The 20,576-nt window shown below is 30.5% G+C and carries 17 protein-coding genes and 1 pseudogene; all 18 read left to right on the top strand.

Annotation, left to right across the window (positions count from 1 at the left end):
* Nucleotides 1-5 precede the first annotated feature (5 nt).
* On the top strand, nt 6-1,397 hold the full coding sequence (locus tag AAGV33_RS00160; RefSeq protein ID WP_373389893.1) for a UDP-glucose 6-dehydrogenase: 1,392 nt from the start codon (nt 6-8) through the stop codon (nt 1,395-1,397).
* A 154-nt stretch (nt 1,398-1,551) separates the two neighbouring features.
* Nucleotides 1,552-2,016 carry a UpxY family transcription antiterminator gene (locus tag AAGV33_RS00155; protein WP_373389892.1) on the top strand — a complete coding sequence of 155 codons (465 nt, stop codon included), beginning with the start codon at nt 1,552-1,554 and terminating at the stop codon, nt 2,014-2,016.
* A 388-nt stretch (nt 2,017-2,404) separates the two neighbouring features.
* The gene (locus tag AAGV33_RS00150) at nt 2,405-3,694 is read left to right on the top strand and encodes a nucleotide sugar dehydrogenase (protein WP_373389891.1); all 1,290 of its coding nucleotides are present in this window, start codon (nt 2,405-2,407) and stop codon (nt 3,692-3,694) included.
* 13 nt (nt 3,695-3,707) lie between these two features.
* Entirely contained in the window at nt 3,708-4,715 is a 1,008-nt protein-coding gene (locus AAGV33_RS00145; RefSeq protein WP_373389890.1) for a mannose-1-phosphate guanylyltransferase, read from the top strand.
* 27 nt (nt 4,716-4,742) lie between these two features.
* Nucleotides 4,743-7,155 (top strand): annotated as a pseudogene (locus AAGV33_RS00140) (SLBB domain-containing protein).
* Nucleotides 7,156-7,244: 89 nt separating this feature from the next.
* Entirely contained in the window at nt 7,245-8,312 is a 1,068-nt protein-coding gene (locus AAGV33_RS00135; protein ID WP_373389888.1) for a Wzz/FepE/Etk N-terminal domain-containing protein, read from the top strand.
* 152 nt (nt 8,313-8,464) lie between these two features.
* On the top strand, nt 8,465-9,589 hold the full coding sequence (gene wecB, locus AAGV33_RS00130) for a non-hydrolyzing UDP-N-acetylglucosamine 2-epimerase (RefSeq protein ID WP_373389887.1): 1,125 nt from the start codon (nt 8,465-8,467) through the stop codon (nt 9,587-9,589).
* A 164-nt stretch (nt 9,590-9,753) separates the two neighbouring features.
* Nucleotides 9,754-11,211: a lipopolysaccharide biosynthesis protein gene (locus AAGV33_RS00125; RefSeq protein WP_373389886.1), complete on the top strand. Its 1,458-nt coding sequence runs from the start codon at nt 9,754-9,756 to the stop codon at nt 11,209-11,211.
* A 311-nt stretch (nt 11,212-11,522) separates the two neighbouring features.
* Nucleotides 11,523-12,683, top strand: coding sequence for a glycosyltransferase (locus tag AAGV33_RS00120; protein ID WP_373389885.1), 1,161 nt, complete (start codon nt 11,523-11,525; stop codon nt 12,681-12,683).
* Between the two features lie 12 nt (nt 12,684-12,695).
* Nucleotides 12,696-13,769, top strand: a complete 1,074-nt coding sequence (locus AAGV33_RS00115) for an EpsG family protein (RefSeq protein ID WP_373389884.1) — start codon at nt 12,696-12,698, stop codon at nt 13,767-13,769.
* 56 nt (nt 13,770-13,825) lie between these two features.
* Nucleotides 13,826-14,935 carry a glycosyltransferase gene (locus AAGV33_RS00110; protein ID WP_373389883.1) on the top strand — a complete coding sequence of 370 codons (1,110 nt, stop codon included), beginning with the start codon at nt 13,826-13,828 and terminating at the stop codon, nt 14,933-14,935.
* A gap of 84 nt (nt 14,936-15,019) precedes the next feature.
* Nucleotides 15,020-15,826, top strand: coding sequence for a hypothetical protein (locus AAGV33_RS00105; RefSeq protein WP_373389882.1), 807 nt, complete (start codon nt 15,020-15,022; stop codon nt 15,824-15,826).
* Between the two features lie 217 nt (nt 15,827-16,043).
* Nucleotides 16,044-16,454, top strand: coding sequence for a sugar 3,4-ketoisomerase (locus AAGV33_RS00100; RefSeq protein ID WP_373389881.1), 411 nt, complete (start codon nt 16,044-16,046; stop codon nt 16,452-16,454).
* Nucleotides 16,438-16,857 (top strand): sugar 3,4-ketoisomerase, encoded by a 420-nt coding sequence (locus AAGV33_RS00095; RefSeq protein ID WP_373389880.1) that lies wholly within the window; start codon nt 16,438-16,440, stop codon nt 16,855-16,857. Before AAGV33_RS00100 ends, AAGV33_RS00095 begins: the two co-directional genes overlap by 17 nt.
* Complete coding sequence (locus AAGV33_RS00090) at nt 16,854-17,402, top strand: acyltransferase (protein ID WP_373389879.1); 549 nt, start codon at nt 16,854-16,856, stop codon at nt 17,400-17,402. The genes AAGV33_RS00095 and AAGV33_RS00090 overlap by 4 nt, the downstream gene beginning before the upstream one ends.
* Nucleotides 17,395-18,492: a DegT/DnrJ/EryC1/StrS family aminotransferase gene (locus AAGV33_RS00085; RefSeq protein ID WP_373389878.1), complete on the top strand. Its 1,098-nt coding sequence runs from the start codon at nt 17,395-17,397 to the stop codon at nt 18,490-18,492. Before AAGV33_RS00090 ends, AAGV33_RS00085 begins: the two co-directional genes overlap by 8 nt.
* Before the next feature lie 5 nt (nt 18,493-18,497).
* Nucleotides 18,498-19,733, top strand: a complete 1,236-nt coding sequence (locus AAGV33_RS00080; RefSeq protein ID WP_373389877.1) for a glycosyltransferase family 4 protein — start codon at nt 18,498-18,500, stop codon at nt 19,731-19,733.
* 242 nt (nt 19,734-19,975) lie between these two features.
* Nucleotides 19,976-20,575: an N-acetyltransferase gene (locus AAGV33_RS00075; RefSeq protein ID WP_373389876.1), complete on the top strand. Its 600-nt coding sequence runs from the start codon at nt 19,976-19,978 to the stop codon at nt 20,573-20,575.
* Nucleotide 20,576 lies beyond the last annotated feature (1 nt).

Genomic DNA, 20,576 nt, shown 5'->3' with positions numbered 1-20,576 from the left:
TATAAATGGGAATTACAAAAATTTGTTGCATTGGTGCAGGTTATGTAGGAGGTCCTACAATGGCGATTATAGCCCAAAAATGTCCACAGATACAAGTAACTGTAGTGGATTTAAATCAGGATAGAATCGCAGCTTGGAATGATGAAGATGTCAATAATATTCCAATTTATGAACCAGGACTTTCAGATATTGTAAAAGAAGCCAGAGGTAGAAATTTGTTTTTTTCTACAGATGTAGAAAAAGCAATAGATGATGCCCAAATGATTTTTATTTCGGTAAATACGCCAACCAAAACCTATGGAAAAGGGAAAGGAATGGCAGCCGATTTGAAATTTATTGAATTATGTGCCAGACAAATTGCAAAAGTTGCTAAGACGGATAAAATAGTAGTAGAAAAATCTACTTTGCCAGTTCGAACTGCAGAGGCTATAAAAAGTATCTTAGATAACACAGGTAATGGAGTTAAATTTCAGATTTTGTCTAATCCTGAATTTTTAGCTGAAGGAACAGCAGTTCAGGATTTATTAAATCCAGATCGAATTTTAATTGGAGGAGATACAACTGAGGAAGGACAAAAAGCGATTCAATCGTTAGTTGATGTATATGCGAATTGGGTTTCTTTAGATAAAATTCTAACGACTAATGTTTGGTCATCAGAATTGTCAAAATTGACTGCAAACGCCTTTTTAGCACAAAGAATCTCTTCTATAAATGCGATGTCAGAGCTTTGTGAAAAAACAGGAGCTGATGTGAACGAGGTTGCTAGAGCTATTGGAATGGATAGCCGAATTGGATCAAAATTTTTAAAAGCTTCTGTAGGTTTTGGAGGTTCTTGTTTTCAAAAAGACATCTTGAATTTAGTTTATATAGCTAAATCTTACGGTTTAACTGCGGTAGCTGATTATTGGGAGCAGGTCATTATAATGAATGATCATCAAAAAAGACGTTTTTCGGATAATATTGTAAAAACATTGTACAATACTGTTTCGGGTAAAAAAATTACATTTTTAGGATGGGCTTTCAAAAAAGATACTAATGATACCAGAGAATCAGCAGCCATTTATGTTGCTGATGATTTAATTAGTGAAAATGCTTCAATTGTTGTTTATGATCCGAAAGTGTCAAGGAAAAAGGTTTTGGCTGATTTAGATTATTTAGAAACTAGATCATCTGATGTTAATGCTAGTAGTATTTTATCTTTTGAAAATCCTTATGAAGCTTGTGCAGGAGCTCATGCTATTGCTGTATTAACAGAATGGGATGAGTTTATTACTTACGATTGGCAGAAAATTTACGATTCAATGCAAAAACCTGCCTTTGTATTTGATGGAAGAAATGTATTGAATAGTTCCGATTTAGAAAAAATAGGATTTATTTATAAGGCAATAGGCTCATAAATTATTGTAATGTATAATAATATTGAATTAACACAGTTTTATTCTTTTTAAAGGAAGTAATAAGACTGTGTTTTTTCTTTATGAATTCATATTTTGTAAAAATCTTAGTTAGAGGTAAATAAGTGAAGATAAAATTTTATTAAAAAAGTTAGAAATGAATTGGTATGTAGTTTATACAAAGCCGAAATGGGAAAAAAAAGTAGCAGAACAGTTAACTAAAAGAGGAGTTGAATGCTACTGTCCTTTGATTATACAAGTTCGTCAATGGTCGGATAGAAAAAAAAAGGTAGAAGTGCCATTGTTTAATTCCTATATTTTTGTTCGTTTAGCTGAAGTAGACCGAAATTTAGTTTTTGAATCTACCGGTGTGGTACGCTATCTTTTTTGGTTAGGCAAGCCAGCGGTTGTACGTGATGAAGAAATTAATACTATAAAAAAATGGTTAACCACTCCCGATAAATTTGAAATTTCAGTTTCGTCTTTACAAGTTGGAGATAAAGTGGTTTTAGAATCGGGTCCTTTTAAATCTCAGGAGGCAATTGTCCAAGAAGTGAATAAAAATAATTATGTACTTGTTTTAGAATCTATGGGATGTGTTTTAAAGATGCAATTTAAATGATTGTTATCTTTTGATTTATAATTGATTTTAGTAAGCAATAATTGTTTTATTATGTTTTTTTACAGGAGGTTTCTTGTGTTAATACAGTTTAAATGAGTAGGATTAAACTTCCTTTATTGGCTTTTTTTATCACTAAATTTAGTGATATTTTTGAATGACGCTTACATGCTATAAAGATATTCTGTCTTGATTAGGAGTTGTTTAGAGTGTTTTTGTTGTTTTGTATTTCATAACAATAATCTAACTCTTAAATAAGTAATGGAAATTCGACTTATAGTCGTTATATTTGCACACAAAAAAAATAATATTTTTCTGCCCGTTTTATGTGGGTTGGAATCGCGAAGCGTTGGTAGCTATTCGATAAGAAGATATAAAATAATAATAATTAATGAATTCTAATTCTAAAATAGCAGTTATAGGTCTTGGTTATGTAGGCTTGCCGTTAGCGAGATTATTTGCTACAAAATATACTGTTATTGGATTTGATATCAATCAAAATCGAATAGAAGAATTGCATTCAGGAGTTGATAATACCTTTGAAATAGACGAGCAGACTTTGAAATCAGTATTGGTTTCTAAAGAAAAAATTCAAACGCAAACAGGACTTTTTTGTAGTAATCATATAGAGGATATAGCTAATTGTAACTATTATATTGTAACCGTTCCAACTCCTGTTGATAAAAATAATCTTCCTGATTTAACTCCTTTATATAAAGCTAGTGAAACTGTAGGTAAGGTTTTGAAAAAAGGGGATATTGTAATTTACGAATCAACTGTTTATCCTGGAGTTACCGAGGAGGAATGTGTGCCTGTTTTAGAAAAAATCTCGGGATTGAAATTCAATATCGATTTTTTTGCAGGTTATTCTCCTGAGCGAATAAATCCAGGTGATAAGGAACATACTGTAGATAAAATTTTAAAGGTTACTGCAGGTTCTACTCCTGAAATAGGTCAAAAAGTAAATGCCTTATATCAATCTGTAATTACAGCAGGAACGCATTTGGCTCCTTCGATAAAAGTGGCAGAAGCTGCTAAAGTAATCGAAAATTCACAACGCGACATTAATATTGCTTTTGTAAACGAATTGGCTAAAATATTCAATTTGATGGATATTGATACCCAGGATGTTTTAGAAGCAGCCGGAACTAAGTGGAATTTTTTGCCATTCAGACCAGGGTTAGTTGGAGGTCATTGTATAGGCGTTGATCCTTATTATCTGGCACAGAAAGCACAAGAGTTAGGCTATCATCCTGAAATAATATTAGCAGGACGCCGTTTGAATGATAGCATGGGAGAATATGTGGCTGCTCAGGTGGTGAAACTGATGATTAAAAAAGGAATTTCTGTTAGTGGAGCTGAGCTGTTGATGCTTGGGATCACTTTTAAAGAAAATTGTCCTGATGTACGCAATACTAAAATAGTAGATGTTATTAAAGCATTAGAAGAATATGAAATTACTGTGACAGTATTTGATCCATTGGCTAATCCGGTGGAGGTAGAAAAAGAATACCAATTAACTACAACAATACAAATGCCAGAACAAAAATTTGATGCCATAGTCTTAGGAGTAGCTCATGCTGCTTTTTTAGAAATAAATTTGGCAGAACTTCAAAAAGCAAATAGTATAATATATGATGTAAAAGGAGTTTTAGGCAATGAAATTGATGGTAGATTATAAAAAATAATAAATTATGATTAAAGAAAACAAAATTGTCCATGTAATCCTTACTGGAGGAGTAGGTAGTAGGTTGTGGCCTTTATCAAGAAAAAGCCAACCCAAACAATATTTAGAATTATTCGAAGGGAAATCATTATTCGAATTAACAGTTGCCCGTAACAAAGACATTACTGATAAAGTGATCGTAGTAGGAAATGTAGATAATTGTCATCTCAGTAAAAAAGTGATGGATAAGTTCCAGACTCCTTATGTCAATATAGTTGAAACTACTCCAAGAAACACTGCCGCTGCTATTGCTTTTGCTGCTTTTTCAGCAGATCCAGATGATATTTTGATTATTACGCCATCGGATCATATTATTGATGATATGGATAAATACAATGAAGCCATCAATCAGGCAGTAGAAAAAGCTAATGATGGTTTTATAGTCACTTTCGGAATTGTTCCAACGAAACCAGAAACGGGATTTGGATATATAGAATACAAGGGAGAGAATGTACTTTCTTTTAGAGAAAAACCAAATTTAGAAACTGCTAAAAACTTTATTGCTAAAAAGAATTTTTTATGGAATAGTGGTATGTTCTGTTTTAAAGCTAGTGTGTTATTAGAGGAGTTAAAAGAATTTCAACCTAAAGTATATAAAAAATCTAAGAAAGCTTGGGAAAATAGTACTGATGGAACATTAGATTTAGATTTATCTCTTGATATTCCTTCTATAAGTATAGATTATGCAGTGATGGAACGAAGCAAGAAGATAAAAGTAGTCCCTTCTCAGTTTGTATGGTCTGATTTAGGTTCTTTCGAATCAGTTTATGATTTTTTAGTTGCTAAAGGACATGAAGTAGATACTAATGGAAATATGACTATTGGAACTCAAAATTATACTGCTTTTATTGGAATGAAAAATACCATTTTAATAGCTACAGACAACGCTAATCTTGTTTTACAAAAAGAATGTTCTCAGGATGTCAAAGATTTGTACAATGAATTAGAAATAGCAAATCCAAACTTATTAAATTAAAAAACCATTGGTTTATAATATAGTTTTATGAAAAAAATAGTTACAGTTCTTTTTATATTATTTGCTTTGTTGCAATCTTCTGAAATAATTGCTCAGGATTTGTTAAATGTGAATGATCTAAGTTCAATAAAAGTGGATAATTTGTCAGAGAGTGATTTGATGAAGATAAAGACACAATTGCAAAGTAAGAACATGACATTGGATCAGGCAGAGCCTATAGCATTGGCGAAGGGAATGCCTGCAGCAGAATTTGCAAAATTGCGTGCTCGTATTGACAGACCAACATTAAAGGAAACTACTTCAAATATTAAGCAGACAAATATAGGGGGAGATAGAGAACAAGAAAAAATCACAAATGCAAAAGTCAAAGATACTGAGAATTCTCAAATTTTTGGCTCGGAATTGTTTGACAATCCAACTTTGAATTTTGAACCTGATTTAAAATTAGCTACTCCAATGAATTACATCTTAGGTCCCGGAGACGAGTTGCAAGTTAGTGTTTATGGAGTACAGGAATACAATGAAAGCATTCCTGTAAGTGTTGAGGGTAAAATTACCATTCAATATGTGGGACAAATTGCTGTTTCGGGAATTTCAATTGAAGCTGCTACTCAAAAAATAAAAGCTGCCATTGCAAGAGTATATAGTACAGTTAGTTCTGGACAATCTAAGGTTAGTGTTAGTTTAAGTCGTATTCGTACCATTAAAATTACAGTTGTAGGAGGGAAACAACCTGGAAATTACTCTGTTTCTTCTTTAGCAACAGTATATAATGCTTTACATTTAGCAGGAGGTCCGGGTAAAAATGGGAGTTATAGAAATATCGAATTAATCAGAAACAATAAAGTATACAGGAATGTTGATATTTATAACTTTTTGGTTAAAGGAGATCAATCGGATAATGTGAGTCTGAAAGAGAATGATGTTATTCGAATTCCGGCGTATAGTCAACGTGTTACTATAAATGGAGAAGTAAAAAGACCCGGTATTTTCGAAATGAAAAAAGGGGAAACATTTGCTCAGCTATTAAACTTTGCTTCAGGATTTAATGAGTTTGCTTACACGGCTTCAGTAAATGTTACGCAAAAAACGGCGAAGGAGTTTAAGGTTCGTGATATTCTTGAAAAAGATTTTAATAGTTATCTGCCACAATCAGGAGATGTTTTTCAGGTAACTAAAATTTTAAATCGTTTTGAAAATCGTATTAAAATTGAAGGGGCTGTATTTAGACCTAATTTTTATTCTTTTACCGAAGGAATGCGAATTTCTGATTTAATTGATTTAGCAGAAGGTTTAAAAGAAGATGCTTACACACAAAGAGCACGTATTGTGCGTTTAAAAAGTGATTTGAGTACCGAAATTATTAATGCCAATTTAGCAGCGGCACTTTCAGGAGATGCGAATGCTGATATTTTATTACAAAGAGAAGATATTGTGACTGTATATTCTGTTTTGGATTTCAGAGAAGAATACAATATTACGATAGCCGGTGAAGTAAAAAATCCTGGAGAGTATACGTATTTAGATAATTTAACTCTAAACGATTTGCTGGTGCAGGCAGGTGGCTTAACAGGTTCAGCCTCTAAACGTGTCGAAATAGCAAGAATGGTGAAGTCAGATACTATCGATGATAGCAATCCGAACCGTATCGAACTGATTAATTTAGAGTTGACACCAGAAAATAATGAACAGCTTAAAAACTATGCTTTAATGCCTTTTGATGTGATTAGCATCAGGAGAGTAGCTGTTTATGAAAAACCACAAATGGTCAGCATCAGCGGAGCAGTAGTTTATCCGGGTAGTTATGTTTTAGAAAATAAAAAAGAAACGATTTATAATATAGTTTCCCGTGCCGGAGGATTGAAGGATATCGCTAACACTCATGGTGTCAAAATCAAAAGACCCCTTAAAGCAGATCAGGTAGAGCAATTACAAAGAGTTGATTTAAATTTATCTCTTTCAGATTCAAGTTCCGTGAAATCAAATGAAAAATTAAAGAATCAATTGAAGTATGCCACGATACCGGTAGATTGGAACAAAATTGAAAAAGACCCAACGCATTATTCTAATGTAACCTTATTTCCCGGAGATCAGATTGAAGTGGCTGAATTTAATGAAGGTGTAAGAGTTTCCGGAAATGTGTTGCTGAACTCTGAAATTCCGTATCGAAAAGGCAAATCTTTCCAATACTATTTAAGTTCAGTAGGTGGTGTGGATGCCAAAGGATGGAAAAAGAAAGCCTACATCATTTATCCTAATGGAAAAGCGGATGTTACCGGTTCTTTCCTGTTTTTCAGATCCTATCCTAAAGTGTTACCCGACTCTCAAATTATAGTGCCAGAAAAACCGGAACGTAAAAAATTAAGTGCCGGCGAAATGGGTTGGATTTGGTAGCGTAATTTCCAGTTTGGCATTATTGATTATAACGGCTTTTAAATAATGTTGTCAGCTGTAGTTTGTCAGTTATCATGTGGGATGCTTATGAACGTAAAACAGAGAATAGAGAATAGAAAATAGAGGATGGAAAATATGAATGAACAATATCCAAACGACGAAATTTCCCTTAAAGAATTAATAGAAAAGGGAAAAGAATGGTATCAATACCTGCTTTCGAAATGGAAAGTGATTGTGTTAGCAGGAATTATTGGAGCAGCTTTGGGGCTTACTTATTCCTTTATTAAAAAACCTATTTATACGGCAACACTGTCTTTTGCATTAGAAGATGAAAAATCCGGTGGATTGGGTGGTGCATTAGGATTAGCCAGTTCTTTTGGACTGGATTTAGGAGGCAGTGGCGGTGGAGCTTTTTCAGCGTCTAATTTAATCGAATTGTTTAAATCCCGATCGATGGTTGAAAAAACCTTATTAAGTCCTGTTATTGTAGATGGTAAAATGATTTCTCTGGCAGATATGTACATTCAAAATAAAGAGTGGCGAAATAATTGGAAGGAAAAACCGACTCTCGCTAAATTAGAATTCGTGTCCAATGCCGATCGTAAGCAGTTTACACGGGTTCAGGATAGTATTTTAGGTGAGATATACAAGGATTTATCCAAATCTGCTTTGGCTGTGGCTCAAAAAGATAAAAAAATCTCTATTATCAGTATTGATGTTTCCTCTCAAGATGAATTATTTGCTAAATATTTTTGTGAAGCCTTAGTCAATGAAGTCTCTGATTTTTATGTGGAGACCAAAAGCAAGAAGGCCAAAGAGAATATGTTGATTTTAGAAAGGCAAACGGATTCTGTCCGTCGGGAATTAAATGGTGCCATTACAGGCGTAGCGGTGGCTAATGATAATACCTTTAATTTAAATCCGGCTTTGAATGTTCGAAGAGCTCCTTCGGCTAGAAGACAGGTCGATGTTCAGGCTAATACGGCTATTCTCACGGAATTGGTTAAGCAATCAGAACTGTCTAAGGTTACTTTGCGAAAAGAGACACCATTGATTCAAATTATTGACAAACCTATTTTGCCTTTGAACGAAGAAAAAATTGGTAAAGCAAAAGGAATTATATTAGGAGGTGTTTTAGTAGGTTTTTTAACAATGTTATTTCTGATTGTCAAAAAAATATTTAGAGAATTAATAACTGATTAGTTGAATAACAATGAATAGTTGATGAAATTACAATCTATCATATACTAAACTAGAGAGTACATTTTTTTTCCACTAGTGAATTAAGTTTTTTTGTTAAATTAAAAGTAAAGTAAGTTTTTTACTTACTTGTTTCAAGTATAAACATTACATAGATGATTAAAAATTTAATAATTTTCGGAACTAGACCAGAGGCAATCAAAATGGCTCCTTTAGTTAATGAGTTCAAAAAGCATATAGATAAATTTGAAACAAGAGTTTGTGTAACTGCTCAACATAGGGAAATGTTGGATCAAGTCTTGGACTTTTTCGAAATAGTTCCAGAATATGATTTGGATTTAATGAAACCTAATCAGAATTTGTTTTCTTTAACTTCTGATATTATTTTAGGATTGAAATCTGTTTTAGAAGAGTTTAATCCTGACTATGTTTATGTTCACGGAGATACAACGACAACTATGGCTGCAAGTATCGCATCTTTTTATTCAGGTGCACAAATATGCCATGTTGAAGCTGGTTTACGAACAAATAATAAATATTCTCCCTTTCCAGAGGAAATTAATCGTCAGGTTACAGGGCGTATAGCAGATTATCATTTTGCACCTACTGAACAGTCTAAACAAAATCTATTAGCCGAAAATGTTGATGAAAATACTATTTTGGTTACAGGAAATACTGTAATTGATGCTTTATTAGAAAGTGCTGTGAAAGTGAATTCTATTGAGAACCAGGAAATCGAAAAATTAAAATCAATTATTGATATAACTAAGAAATTAATTTTAGTAACTGGTCATCGTCGAGAAAATCATGGACAAGGATTTATTAATATTTGTGAAGCGCTAAATAAAATTACTTATAACAATCCAGACGTACAGATTGTATATCCAGTACATTTAAATCCTAATGTTAGTGGTCCAGTAAATGAAATTCTTGGAAAAAATCCTAAGATCAAATTAATTGCTCCACTATCTTATCCAGCTTTCGTATGGATGATGAATAAATCTTATTTAATTATTACAGATTCAGGAGGTGTGCAAGAAGAAGCGCCAAGTTTAGGGAAACCAGTTCTAGTTATGAGAGATACTACTGAACGTCCCGAGGCTGTAGAAGCAGGAACAGTTATTTTGGTCGGTACTGATAAGGACAAAATTGTAAAGGAGTGTAGTGATTTACTAAATGATCCTATAAAATATAAAAAAATGAGTGCTTTGCATAATCCTTATGGTAATGGAAAAGCGTGTGTATGTATTGTAAAATTTATAAATTCTTTAAAAAAGTAAAGATAATGTATAATGATTAATTATTGTTGTTCCATATATTGTGTAAAAGATGTTGATAATTGCTTATCAGAGAGTTTATTTAGTCTTTTTTTTCTTACGGATTATTTATATATAAATTTAAAGTAGATTTTATTTAAGACTAATTAAAATAATAATAATAATTGATGAAAGATTCATTAACGAGTAAAACTTTTAAAACTGTTGGTTGGAGTGCTGTTGAACGCTTTTCAGTTCAAGTTATTCAGTTTGTGATAAGTATTATTCTAGCTCGTTTGGTTGCTCCTTCAGAATATGGATTAATTGCAATGTTGACTATTTTCATTGCTATAGCACAGTCTTTCGTTGATAGTGGTTTTTCAAGTGCATTAGTTCAAAAAAATAACAGAACAGAAACAGATTTTTCTACGGTATTCTATTTCAATATTGCAATTTCATTACTCGTATATGGTGTATTATTCTTATCTGCTCCTTATATAGCATTGTTCTATAAAGAACCATTGTTGGAGTTGGTATGTAAATGGATGGGTCTGAGCTTACTTATTCAAGGTTTATCAGTAGTTCAAATTGCTAAGTTGACGGTTTTGCTTGATTTTAAAACACAAGCAAAAGCATCATTGATAGCAGTTATTATTAGTGGTTTATTGGGTGTGTGTTTAGCCTATTACGATTATGGGATTTGGGCACTTTTATTACAATCATTAGTAAACAACCTGTTAAATACAGTTTTCTTATGGTGGTTTGCGAAATGGGTTCCAAAATGGATTTTTTCATGGCATTCTTTAAAAACCTTATTTTCATTTGGTTCAAAGTTGTTATTGTCAGGATTGTTACATACTGTTTATATTAACCTTTATAGTTTGGTGATAGGGCGTAAATATACAGCAATGAATGTTGGTTATTTTAATCAGTCAAGTTTAGTTGCAAGATTTCCATCTGTAAGTTTAATGGCTATTATATCTAGAGCGATTTATCCAATACAATGTGAAATTAAAGATGAAAATGAATTATTAAATTCTTCATTTATTCAATATTTAAGAATATCTTGTTATTTTATATTTCCTATAATGATAGGTATTGCTGTTGTAGCAAAACCTTTAATCTTGGTTTTATTAACAGATAAATGGTTACCTATGTCCAATTTATTGTCTGTTTTATGTATTGCTTATATGTGGAATCCAATAATGGTACTTAATAACCAAATTTTAAATGTTAAGGGGAGATCTGATTATTTTCTAAAATCAGAAATAATTAAAAAAATTGCTGGAATCATTATCCTGTTGGTAACTATACAATTTGGACTTACGATAATGTGCTTAGGAATATTTGTTTACAATATTTTAGACATGGTTATTATCATTTACTATTCTAAAAAAGTTATAAACATAGGTTATTATGAACAATTTAAATCAGTATTTTCTATTTTTTTATTGTCTGTAGCTATGGGATCTATTATATATTTCTCACTATTATTGATTTCTAATGCATATCTACAACTCTTTTTAGGCGTTTTTATTGGATTCGTATCGTATCTCTCTCTTAGTAAGTTGTTTAATATGAAAGAATTCAATTTTTTATTCTTGAAATTAAAAAATAGCTTAGCAATGCATTTGAATAGTGTGTAAAATGAAATTTTAAGGGGTCTCTCGATAGTGAATATTCTATGAATTTTTATCTTTTATTTATATTTATTTAGGGACTTCATTGTTAGTTTGTTACTGATAAAGTTTTGTTTATGTTTAAAATTTTAGTATTAGTTGTTGATAAGAATTTATGCAGTCAACTTTTCATTTATGTATTTCAGATTTATTAAATATTATCATGACTTTAGATACGGAGATATTAATAATTGTTTAATAAGTATTGATGACATTTTTCTATTAAATAATTTAAAAATGATTGATTATCATTTGATCAAAAATTTTGTCTTCCTATTATGAATATATTATTTCTTTATTCTTCTACTATTAATCCACAAGTGGGTGGGGTTGAAAGAGTTACTTTTACATTGGCTAATTACTTTGAATCTAAAGGACATAATGTTTTCTTTTTGGGGTTTATTGAGTCTCATTCAATAAATGATAACAGACAGTTTTTTTTACCAGATTCTTCTTCCTGTATTTCTGAAATAAATATTAGTTTTTTTACTTCTTTTTTGTTAAAAAAAACAATTGATTGTGTTGTTAATCAGGGAGGCACAAGCGAAGAGATATCAAAGCTCGCATATAATTGTAAGTTAAAAGAGGTTAAACTTATTTCTGTGGTGCATAATTCCCTTTTAGCTACTATTAAGAATTTTAGTTTTACTTATAAAAGTAAGTTCAGTAAAATTGGGTTAAGTTGGATATTGCCTTATACAGATTCTAAAGTATTAAAGAATTTATTGTTAAAATGCTATAAACAGAAATATGCAAGGCACTATCAAACTCTTTGTAAAGAGAGTGATTATGTTTTTTTATTGTCGGAAAAATATAAAGAAGAACTTATGTTTTTTATGGACGGACAATCTATTGATAATGTTATTGGTATACCCAATCCTGTTTCATTCAATGAAATAATCAAAATTAAAAAAAAGAAGGAAATTCTTTACGTCGGCAGGGTTAATACTTCTCAAAAACGAGTGGATTTATTGCTTCAAATATGGGGTTTATTAGATGATAGATTTACTGATTGGTCTTTGAAGATAGTGGGGGATGGAGATGAGCTCGAATCTATGAAAGTTTTAAGTTCTAAACTTAATTTACAAAATGTTTTTTTTTATGGATTCCGTGATCCTAAACAATTTTATGAATCAGCTTCAATTTTTTGTATGACCTCTTCGTTTGAAGGATTACCCATGACTTTAATAGAGGCAATGCAGTATGGCGTTGTTCCAGTAGCTTTTAACTCATTTATCTCTGCTACAGATATAATTGACGATAAAGTAAATGGTTGTTTAATTAGAGCTTTTAATATTAATGAATATGTCGATACGTTATCAAAATTGATGTCATCTGAAGAAGAGTTAGAAAGATGCTCAAGGGCAGCAGAAGAAAAAATAAAGGTATTTGATTTGTCAATTGTAGGGGAGAAATGGTTGGATATCTTGGAAAATTAATTTTTTTTTAATATGCTCTTTTCAATAATAGTACTTTTATATTTCATCGTAATTCAGTTTTTTGCGAATAATGTAAAGCATAATAGTAAAGATTTGTCATATGTTACATTGTTTTTTTCATTTATATTACTAAATATTCTTAGGATATATTGTCAATCTTTTTTTGAGGACATCCCTAATTATAGATCTATTTTTGAAACAGTGCAATCTATTTCGTTTGTAATTCAAAATGGATATGGACTTGAACTTTATGACGCTGATGTTGAAATTGGTTATAGGCTACTTAATTCTATATTTAAATTTTTTTTAAATGATTTTGCTTCATTTCTTTTTTTTGTTTCAATAATTGAACTTTCGGTTTTTTATTTTTTTTGCAAACAATATAAAATAAATGTAGTTAATGCATTCCCAGTATATATTGCTCTTACGTATATAACATTTGAAATAGGAATGCTGAGACAAGCATTAGCGTTTTGTTTTTTCTTATTGGCTTTAATTTATATCAATAAAAAAATTGTTTACTGTTTTATTATTCTTTTGGGATTTACATTTCATAAATCCATTCTTTTTTGTTTGATTTTTTTATGGTCAGATAAATTTATTAAAAAAGAAATTATTTATGGTATTTTCTGCGTTTCGTTAGCTTTATACATATTAAAAATTGATATAATAAGTTATTTTATGTCTTATTTGAACATAGAAGATGAAGTAGAGGCAGGAAGAGTTGTATTTTACATGAATGTAGAAAGGGAAAACAATTTTTTGGGTATAGGTTTTTGGGAAAGAATCATATCATTTTTTTTTATGAACTTAATTTATGTAAATCTTTTAAAAAAAAACAAAGTAAATAAAGAAAATAATTTAATATACAATTTAGGTGTTTTTGTGATTTTACTTCAAATGATATTTTTTTCTTCACCAACAATTACAAGTAGACTAAGATACTATATTGTGATATTTCCGTTTATTTATATTTCTGAATATATTTTTTCAGAATATAAAAGCAATGTGAAGTGGGGTTATCAATTTCTTTTTTGTATGTATCTATTTCTGTATTTATACTTTCAATCTACCTATTTACAATAAATAAATTTTATGACAGCTATTTAGTCATAATTTAATTAAAATTAATTCTAATATCAATGATCAAAGTTTGTTATTTTACATCAAAAGCAGCCTCAGATGTACGCGTTTTTGAGAAAGAGTGTACATCATTAGCTAATGCAGGCTATAAGGTTTATTTAGTTTCTCCAAATGCTAAAGAAGAAATTAAAAATGGAGTTCACATCATTGGTGTTCCATATGATAAGGAAGGTTTAATTAATAGATTATTTACATTACCAAAGTTACTTTATAAGAAGGCACTGAGTATAAATGCAGATATTTATCACTTTAATGATCCAGCATCATTACCTTATGGTGCAAAATTAAAACGTAGGGGGAAAAAAGTAATATTTGATAGTTTTGAAGATCATCCAACATTATTTTTTGAGAAAAAATCACTGCCTTATATAATAAGATATATAGTTTCTAAAATTTACAGTGTTTACGAATATTATAATTGTAAAAAATTTGACGGATTGATTTTATGTTACCACTGGACACAAGAAAGGCTAAGTAAAGCTTGCAAAAACAATCAGTTGGTATTTAATTTCCCTATTTTGAAAGAAGAAAATACTGTTCTTAGAGAAGATATTATTGGCAAATCCATTTGTTATGCTGGATTAATTTCAAGGATGTGGTATATTGAAAATATCTTGACCGCTTTGATTCAATTAGATGGCGTTCAATTTAATTTGGCTGGAAATCCAGCTGATATGGCTTATCTAAATATGTTAAAAATCAACGCAGGATGGAAAAAAGTTAATTATTTGAGACAAATTGAACATCGTGAAGTTAACGATAAAGTGTATTCAAAATCAACTATTGCAATGGCCTTGTTGGATTATATTCCACTTTGTAAAGGTAATGTTGGGAACTTGTCTAATAATAAATTATTTGAATATATGAAAGCAGGTTTACCTGTAATATGTACTGATTTTATTTTGTGGAAGGAAGTTGTTGAAAAAAACAATTGTGGAATCTGTGTGAATCCACGAAATATAAATGAAATTGCAGAAGCGATCAAATATTTGACTGATAATCCAGATATTGCCAAACAGATGGGTGAAAACGGTAGAAATATTGTTTTGGAAAAGTACAACTGGCAATATGAAGAAAAGAAATTAATAGACGTTTACCGGTCATTGTAAGATTAGCGTTAATGGATTCCTGGCATGAAAAAAGGTAGGGATTGAAAAGTACAGTGTTAAAAAATTAAATTAAAAGATGTTTAAATGAAAACGGCTATAGTAATTAGTTCTTGTGATGCTTTTATTGATTGTTGGACTCCAATGATGTATTCACTAAATAAATTTTGGGCAGATTGTCCATTTCCAATTTATTTTATAAGCAATGACAAAAAAATTAATGATGAAAAAATCAAATTTATAAATGTTGGAGAGGATAAAGGTTTTGCTTCTAATTTGAAATATGCATTGAATGAGATTGAAAGCGATTTTATTATTTATTTTCAAGAGGACTATTTTTTGACTGAACATGTAAATACAGAAGCAATAAAGAATCATATCAGTCACTGTTATGATACTAATATTGATTTTTTAAAAATTCATGCAAATGATTTTCTTCTGAGGGATAATAATAGAATCGGTGAAAGTGATTATTGCGCGAATCCTATTGATGTTAGATATTCTATTAACACATCTGTTGCTCTATGGAAAAAAGACACATTAGAGAAATTATGCGTTGAAGGTTATTCTGGATGGGATTGGGAAAGAAATATTATTTCATTTATCAGGAACAATGGTATTTCAATAAAATCTGAAATGCTTCATTCTTCTTGTTACAAAGATAAAAGTATTATTTCTCTTCAAGGAGGAGCAGTGGCAAAAGGTCGCTGGACCCAAAACGGGAAGTCTTTTTTGCTTGAGAATGGTTTTGAAGATGTACTAGAAAAAAGAGAGGTGGAAGGAAAAATTATTACAAATTTAGGAAAATTCTATAACCAGCATCCAAAATCTGTATTACGATTTCCCGTTGTTATTTTAGTAAGGAATTTATTAAAATTTAAAATTAATATTTAATAAATTTAAGCTTCTAATAGAGAAAAGAAGAAGAATAAGACACAAATAAAAGATATGATTACCAAATTAAATATGATTGTGAGGAGCGGAAGTTTTAAATTTTTCAAAGTTTTTTTAGTAGAAAAAAGTCGTTTCCAAATATTAAATTCATATATGCTATGCTTTTATTAATTAGTGTAGGGAATAGTTTAAATTATTAATTTGTAAAATAGCAAACATGTTTAATCCAAAAATTATTAACCTTCCTAAAATTTTAGATCCCCGAGGGAATTTAAGTTTTTTTGAAAATAGTAATCAAATTCCTTTCGATATAAAAAGAACCTATTGGATCTATGATGTACCTGGTGGAGAAATCAGGGGAAGTCATGCTTTTAAAAATTCGCATGAATTTATTATTGCGCTCTCTGGCAGTTTTGATGTTGTTTTGAATGATGGTGAAAATGAGATGAAGTATAGTTTAAACAGATCCTATTATGGGTTGTATGTACCAAATTTGCTTTGGAGAAGCATAGAGAATTTCTCTACAAATTCATGCGCCTTAATTGTTTCATCAATACCATATGATGTTGCAGATTATGTAAGAGATTTTGAAGAATTCAAAATAGTAAGAAATGAAGCTAAAAAATAACACCGTATTTGATTGCTCTGTAATAGATGTTTCTAAAGTTCATAATGAAGCGGGGAATATTACGGTTGCAGAAAATATGAAAAACATTCCGTTTGAAGTTAAAAGGGTATATTACTTATATGATATTCCTGGAGGGGAGGCAAGAGGAGGTCATGCGCACTATGAGTTGGAGCAATATATAATTGCCGCCAGTGGTAGTTTTGATGTAATTTTGAGTGACGGTCAAAACAGAAAAATTGTTACTTTAAACAGACCCAATTTTGCGCTTCACGTTGTGCCTGGTCTTTGGCGTGAACTTGATAATTTTTCTTCAGGTTCCGTTTGTTTGGTTTTGGCATCACTTAAATATGATGAATCTGACTACATCAGAGATTATGATGAATTTTTAAAAATAAAAAAATGATACACTCATTATCTGATGTGCAATCCCAAAATATTGGAGAAGATACTTTTGTTTGGCAGTTTTCAATAATTTTAAAGGGAGCGGTAATTGGCAAAAGATGCAATATTAATTGTTCCGTTTTAATTGAAAATGATGTTTTGATAGGAGATGATGTTACTATAAAACCAGGTGTGCAAATTTGGGATGGAATAGCTATAGGTAATAAAGTAATGATAGGTCCAAATGTTACCTTTACAAATGACAGAATTCCTGTTTCTAAAAATAAAGGCTATAAAAATGAAAAGACAATAATAAATGATTTTGTATCAATCGGTGCTAATTCTACAATATTGTGCGGAATTGAAATAGGTACTAAATCATTAATAGGGGCCGGAAGTGTATTGACAAAAAGTACACAGCCGTATACAGTATGGTACGGTAATCCTGCAGTCCATAAAGGGTATATTACAGAAGATTCTATTTTGTTAGGTTTGGATTTAAAAGATAAGAATACAGGAGATCAATATTATATAGATAGTTTTAAACCAGTAAAAAAAAATGATTAGTTTTTTAGATTTAAAAAAAATTAATGCTCAATATGAGCAAGAGTTAAAGAATGCAGCTATCAGGGTTATTGACTCAGGCTGGTATCTGATGGGTAAGGAATTAGAGACTTTTGAGCAAAACTATAGTACTTTCTGCGGTACAAAATATTCATTAGGCGTTGCCAATGGTTTAGATGCCTTGCGGTTAATTTTCAAAGCATATATTGAGTTGGGAATAATGAAAGTAGGTGATGAGGTAATTGTTCCGGCAAATACGTATATCGCTTCTGTATTAGCAATTTCAGACAATGGTTTAATTCCTGTATTTGTTGAGCCTAATAGAAATACCTATAACTTAGATTCCTCAAAAATTGAAAGTGTGATTACTTCCAGAACAAAAGCAATATTAACAGTTCATCTATATGGTCAAAATTCTATTGATGATAAAATGTTGGCTATTTGTGAAAAGCATCAGTTAAAATTAATAGAAGACAGTGCCCAATCGCATGGTGCAGTATGGAACGGAAAAGTAATGGGTAGTATTGGGGATGCTGCCGGTCATAGTTTTTATCCGGGAAAAAACTTAGGCGCGTTGGGTGATGCGGGGGCAGTAACTACTAACGATGAAACATTAGCAAAGACTATTGAAGCATTACGTAACTACGGTTCACTTAAAAAATATGAGAATATTTATCAAGGATTAAATTCCAGATTAGATGAAATTCAGGCTGCTTTCTTAAATGTGAAATTAAACTACATTGAAAAAGATATTTCCGAAAGAAGACGCGTTGCAAATTATTATTTGGATAACATCAAAAATCCTGAAATTATATTACCTGAAGTGCTTAGTGAAGAGGGGCATGTTTGGCATTTATTTGTTATTCGCAGTAAAGATCGAGTAAATTTTCAAAAATATATGGAAACCAATGGTGTTCAAACAATTATCCATTATCCAATTCCGCCACATAAACAAAAGTGTTATAAGGAAATGAATAGTATGTATTTTGAATTGACAGAACAAATACATAATGAAGTAGTTTCACTACCAATAAGTCCTGTCCTTACAGAAGCAGAGTTGTGCAAAATTGTTAATTTGATTAATAGTTTTTAAACTGAATGAAAAAGAAAATTTGGCTGGTAAATCCAGTTGCAATGCCACCTAAGTATGAAGTTCGTATTCAAACATTAAAACGCGCACAATATTTAATTGAAGCAGGCCATGACGTAACCATTATTGGAGGAAGTTATCTTCATAATACATCCATAAATCTAATTACTGATAATAAGAAGTTTTTAGAAGCTGAGTATGATGGAATAAAGTTTATTCATATCAAAACGAATAATTATTCTGGGAATGGTATAATGCGTTTTTATAATTTAATTTTATTCAATTTTCGTTTTTTCTTCTTGTCCAAAAAATTTGCTAAACCAGATGTAATAGCCCAAATAGCTACGGTTCCTTTTGGTAATATTTTGTATTATGTTGCGAAAAGATTTAAGGCAAAAAGTATTGTTGATGTAGTAGATTTATGGCCGGAATCATTTGTGTCGTATGGGTTAATTTCAAAAAAAAATCCTATTACAAAAATAGCCTATTGCGCAGAAAAATGGTTATATGAACGTGCCGACGAGATAGTTTTTTCAATGGAGGGAGGAAAAGACTATATTATAGAAAAAGGTTGGGATGTAGAATCTGGTGGAAAAATTGATCTTAATAATGTTCATTATATCAATAACGGAGTTGATCTGAAGGATTTTGATAAAAATAAGAATTTATATAAAATAGATGATTCGGATTTAGAAAATGATTCATTGTTTAAAGTTGTTTATTTAGGATCTATACGTTTAGCAAATAACATAAAACTACTAATTGATGCCGCTGAATTATTAAAAGATCATGATAATATTAAGTTTTTGATATATGGTGATGGAGATGATCGGGCTCATTTAAAACAATATTGTGAGATTAATAAATTAGACAATGTTATTTTTAAACAAAAATGGATTCAATTAAAGTATGTACCCTATGTATTGTCGAAAAGTTCACTTAATATATTAAATTACATGCCTAGCACCATATTGAAATATGGTGGAAGTCAAAGTAAGTCTTTTCAGTATATGGCTAGTGGAAAACCAATTTGCTCTAACGTTAAGATGGGTTATTGCCCAATAACTAAATATAATATTGGAATCGCTAAAGACTTTAAATCCGCTAGTGAATATGCCACTACTATATTATCTTTTGCTGAAATGGATGCCAATGAGTACGAAAAAATATGTAACAACGCAAGAAACGCCGCAGAATATTATGACTATAAAAAGTTAACTATTAATTTTGAAAAATTAATATAGACGCTATGTCACTCGTTATTTACTAATTGTGAGGTAGAAATAATTTCGGATTTAAGTAGGAAGTTTATAATTGCAGGAACTGGTTTGTACAAGAATATTGTCTCAAAAAAACTTAAAAAATTTCCAATACAGATGTTATATAGGTTCAAAACAGATAAAGAAGTGGGATTGGCTGAGTTTTACTATGAAAAAGAAATTTTTAGTAAAACTCATAATCTGAATAAATTAAAATTATTAAATTAATGATAGCGGTTAGAGTTTTAAAAGTAGAAGAGACTAAAAATATTGCAGCCTTGCATCAAATGGCTTTTGATAATTTTTTTTTGACATCATTAGGGACTAAGTTTTTAGGTGAATTTTATGGTTCAATAATAAAAAGCAAAGATGGAGTTGCTATCGGTGCTTATAATGAAAAAAATGAATTGGTTGGTTTTGCAATCGGAGCAAGAGTGAAAAAAGGATTTTATAAGAATATTTTAAAAAATAATTTTATTTCGCTTTCATATACTGCGAGTACAAGTCTTATTAAAAAACCTGAAAAAATTATTAGATTAATAAAATCATTTTTGACTACCGAAACGTCAAATGATAATTTTCTAAATTATGCAAGTTTGTTATCGATTTGTGTGGATCCAGAAAAAAAAGGGCAAAAAATTGGAAAACACTTATTGCTGGCATTTGAATCGGAAGTTATTAAGTTCAGTGACGGTATAACATTAACCACAGATAAATTGAATAATGATTATGTAAACCATTTTTACTTTTCTAATAATTACATTTTGACTGATCATTTCAATCAAGGTGATCGACCAATGAACTTTTATGTTAAAAAATTAAAATAAA

Source organism: Flavobacterium magnesitis (assembly GCF_041729735.1).
Classification (GTDB): domain Bacteria; phylum Bacteroidota; class Bacteroidia; order Flavobacteriales; family Flavobacteriaceae; genus Flavobacterium; species Flavobacterium magnesitis.
Note: the sequence above shows the minus strand (reverse complement) of the source record. Positions and strands in the feature narration are given on the sequence as shown.

Coding starts and splice junctions, on each gene's coding strand:
- AAGV33_RS00135 (WP_373389888.1), top strand. CDS start 7,245: ATGAATGAACAATATCCAAACGACGAAATTTCCCTTAAAGAATTAATA.
- AAGV33_RS00145 (WP_373389890.1), top strand. CDS start 3,708: ATGATTAAAGAAAACAAAATTGTCCATGTAATCCTTACTGGAGGAGTA.
- wecB (WP_373389887.1), top strand. CDS start 8,465: ATGATTAAAAATTTAATAATTTTCGGAACTAGACCAGAGGCAATCAAA.
- AAGV33_RS00085 (WP_373389878.1), top strand. CDS start 17,395: ATGATTAGTTTTTTAGATTTAAAAAAAATTAATGCTCAATATGAGCAA.
- AAGV33_RS00095 (WP_373389880.1), top strand. CDS start 16,438: ATGAAGCTAAAAAATAACACCGTATTTGATTGCTCTGTAATAGATGTT.
- AAGV33_RS00150 (WP_373389891.1), top strand. CDS start 2,405: ATGAATTCTAATTCTAAAATAGCAGTTATAGGTCTTGGTTATGTAGGC.
- AAGV33_RS00105 (WP_373389882.1), top strand. CDS start 15,020: ATGAAAACGGCTATAGTAATTAGTTCTTGTGATGCTTTTATTGATTGT.
- AAGV33_RS00120 (WP_373389885.1), top strand. CDS start 11,523: ATGAATATATTATTTCTTTATTCTTCTACTATTAATCCACAAGTGGGT.
- AAGV33_RS00100 (WP_373389881.1), top strand. CDS start 16,044: ATGTTTAATCCAAAAATTATTAACCTTCCTAAAATTTTAGATCCCCGA.
- AAGV33_RS00115 (WP_373389884.1), top strand. CDS start 12,696: ATGCTCTTTTCAATAATAGTACTTTTATATTTCATCGTAATTCAGTTT.
- AAGV33_RS00080 (WP_373389877.1), top strand. CDS start 18,498: ATGAAAAAGAAAATTTGGCTGGTAAATCCAGTTGCAATGCCACCTAAG.
- AAGV33_RS00090 (WP_373389879.1), top strand. CDS start 16,854: ATGATACACTCATTATCTGATGTGCAATCCCAAAATATTGGAGAAGAT.
- AAGV33_RS00110 (WP_373389883.1), top strand. CDS start 13,826: ATGATCAAAGTTTGTTATTTTACATCAAAAGCAGCCTCAGATGTACGC.
- AAGV33_RS00125 (WP_373389886.1), top strand. CDS start 9,754: ATGAAAGATTCATTAACGAGTAAAACTTTTAAAACTGTTGGTTGGAGT.
- AAGV33_RS00075 (WP_373389876.1), top strand. CDS start 19,976: ATGATAGCGGTTAGAGTTTTAAAAGTAGAAGAGACTAAAAATATTGCA.
- AAGV33_RS00155 (WP_373389892.1), top strand. CDS start 1,552: ATGAATTGGTATGTAGTTTATACAAAGCCGAAATGGGAAAAAAAAGTA.
- AAGV33_RS00160 (WP_373389893.1), top strand. CDS start 6: ATGGGAATTACAAAAATTTGTTGCATTGGTGCAGGTTATGTAGGAGGT.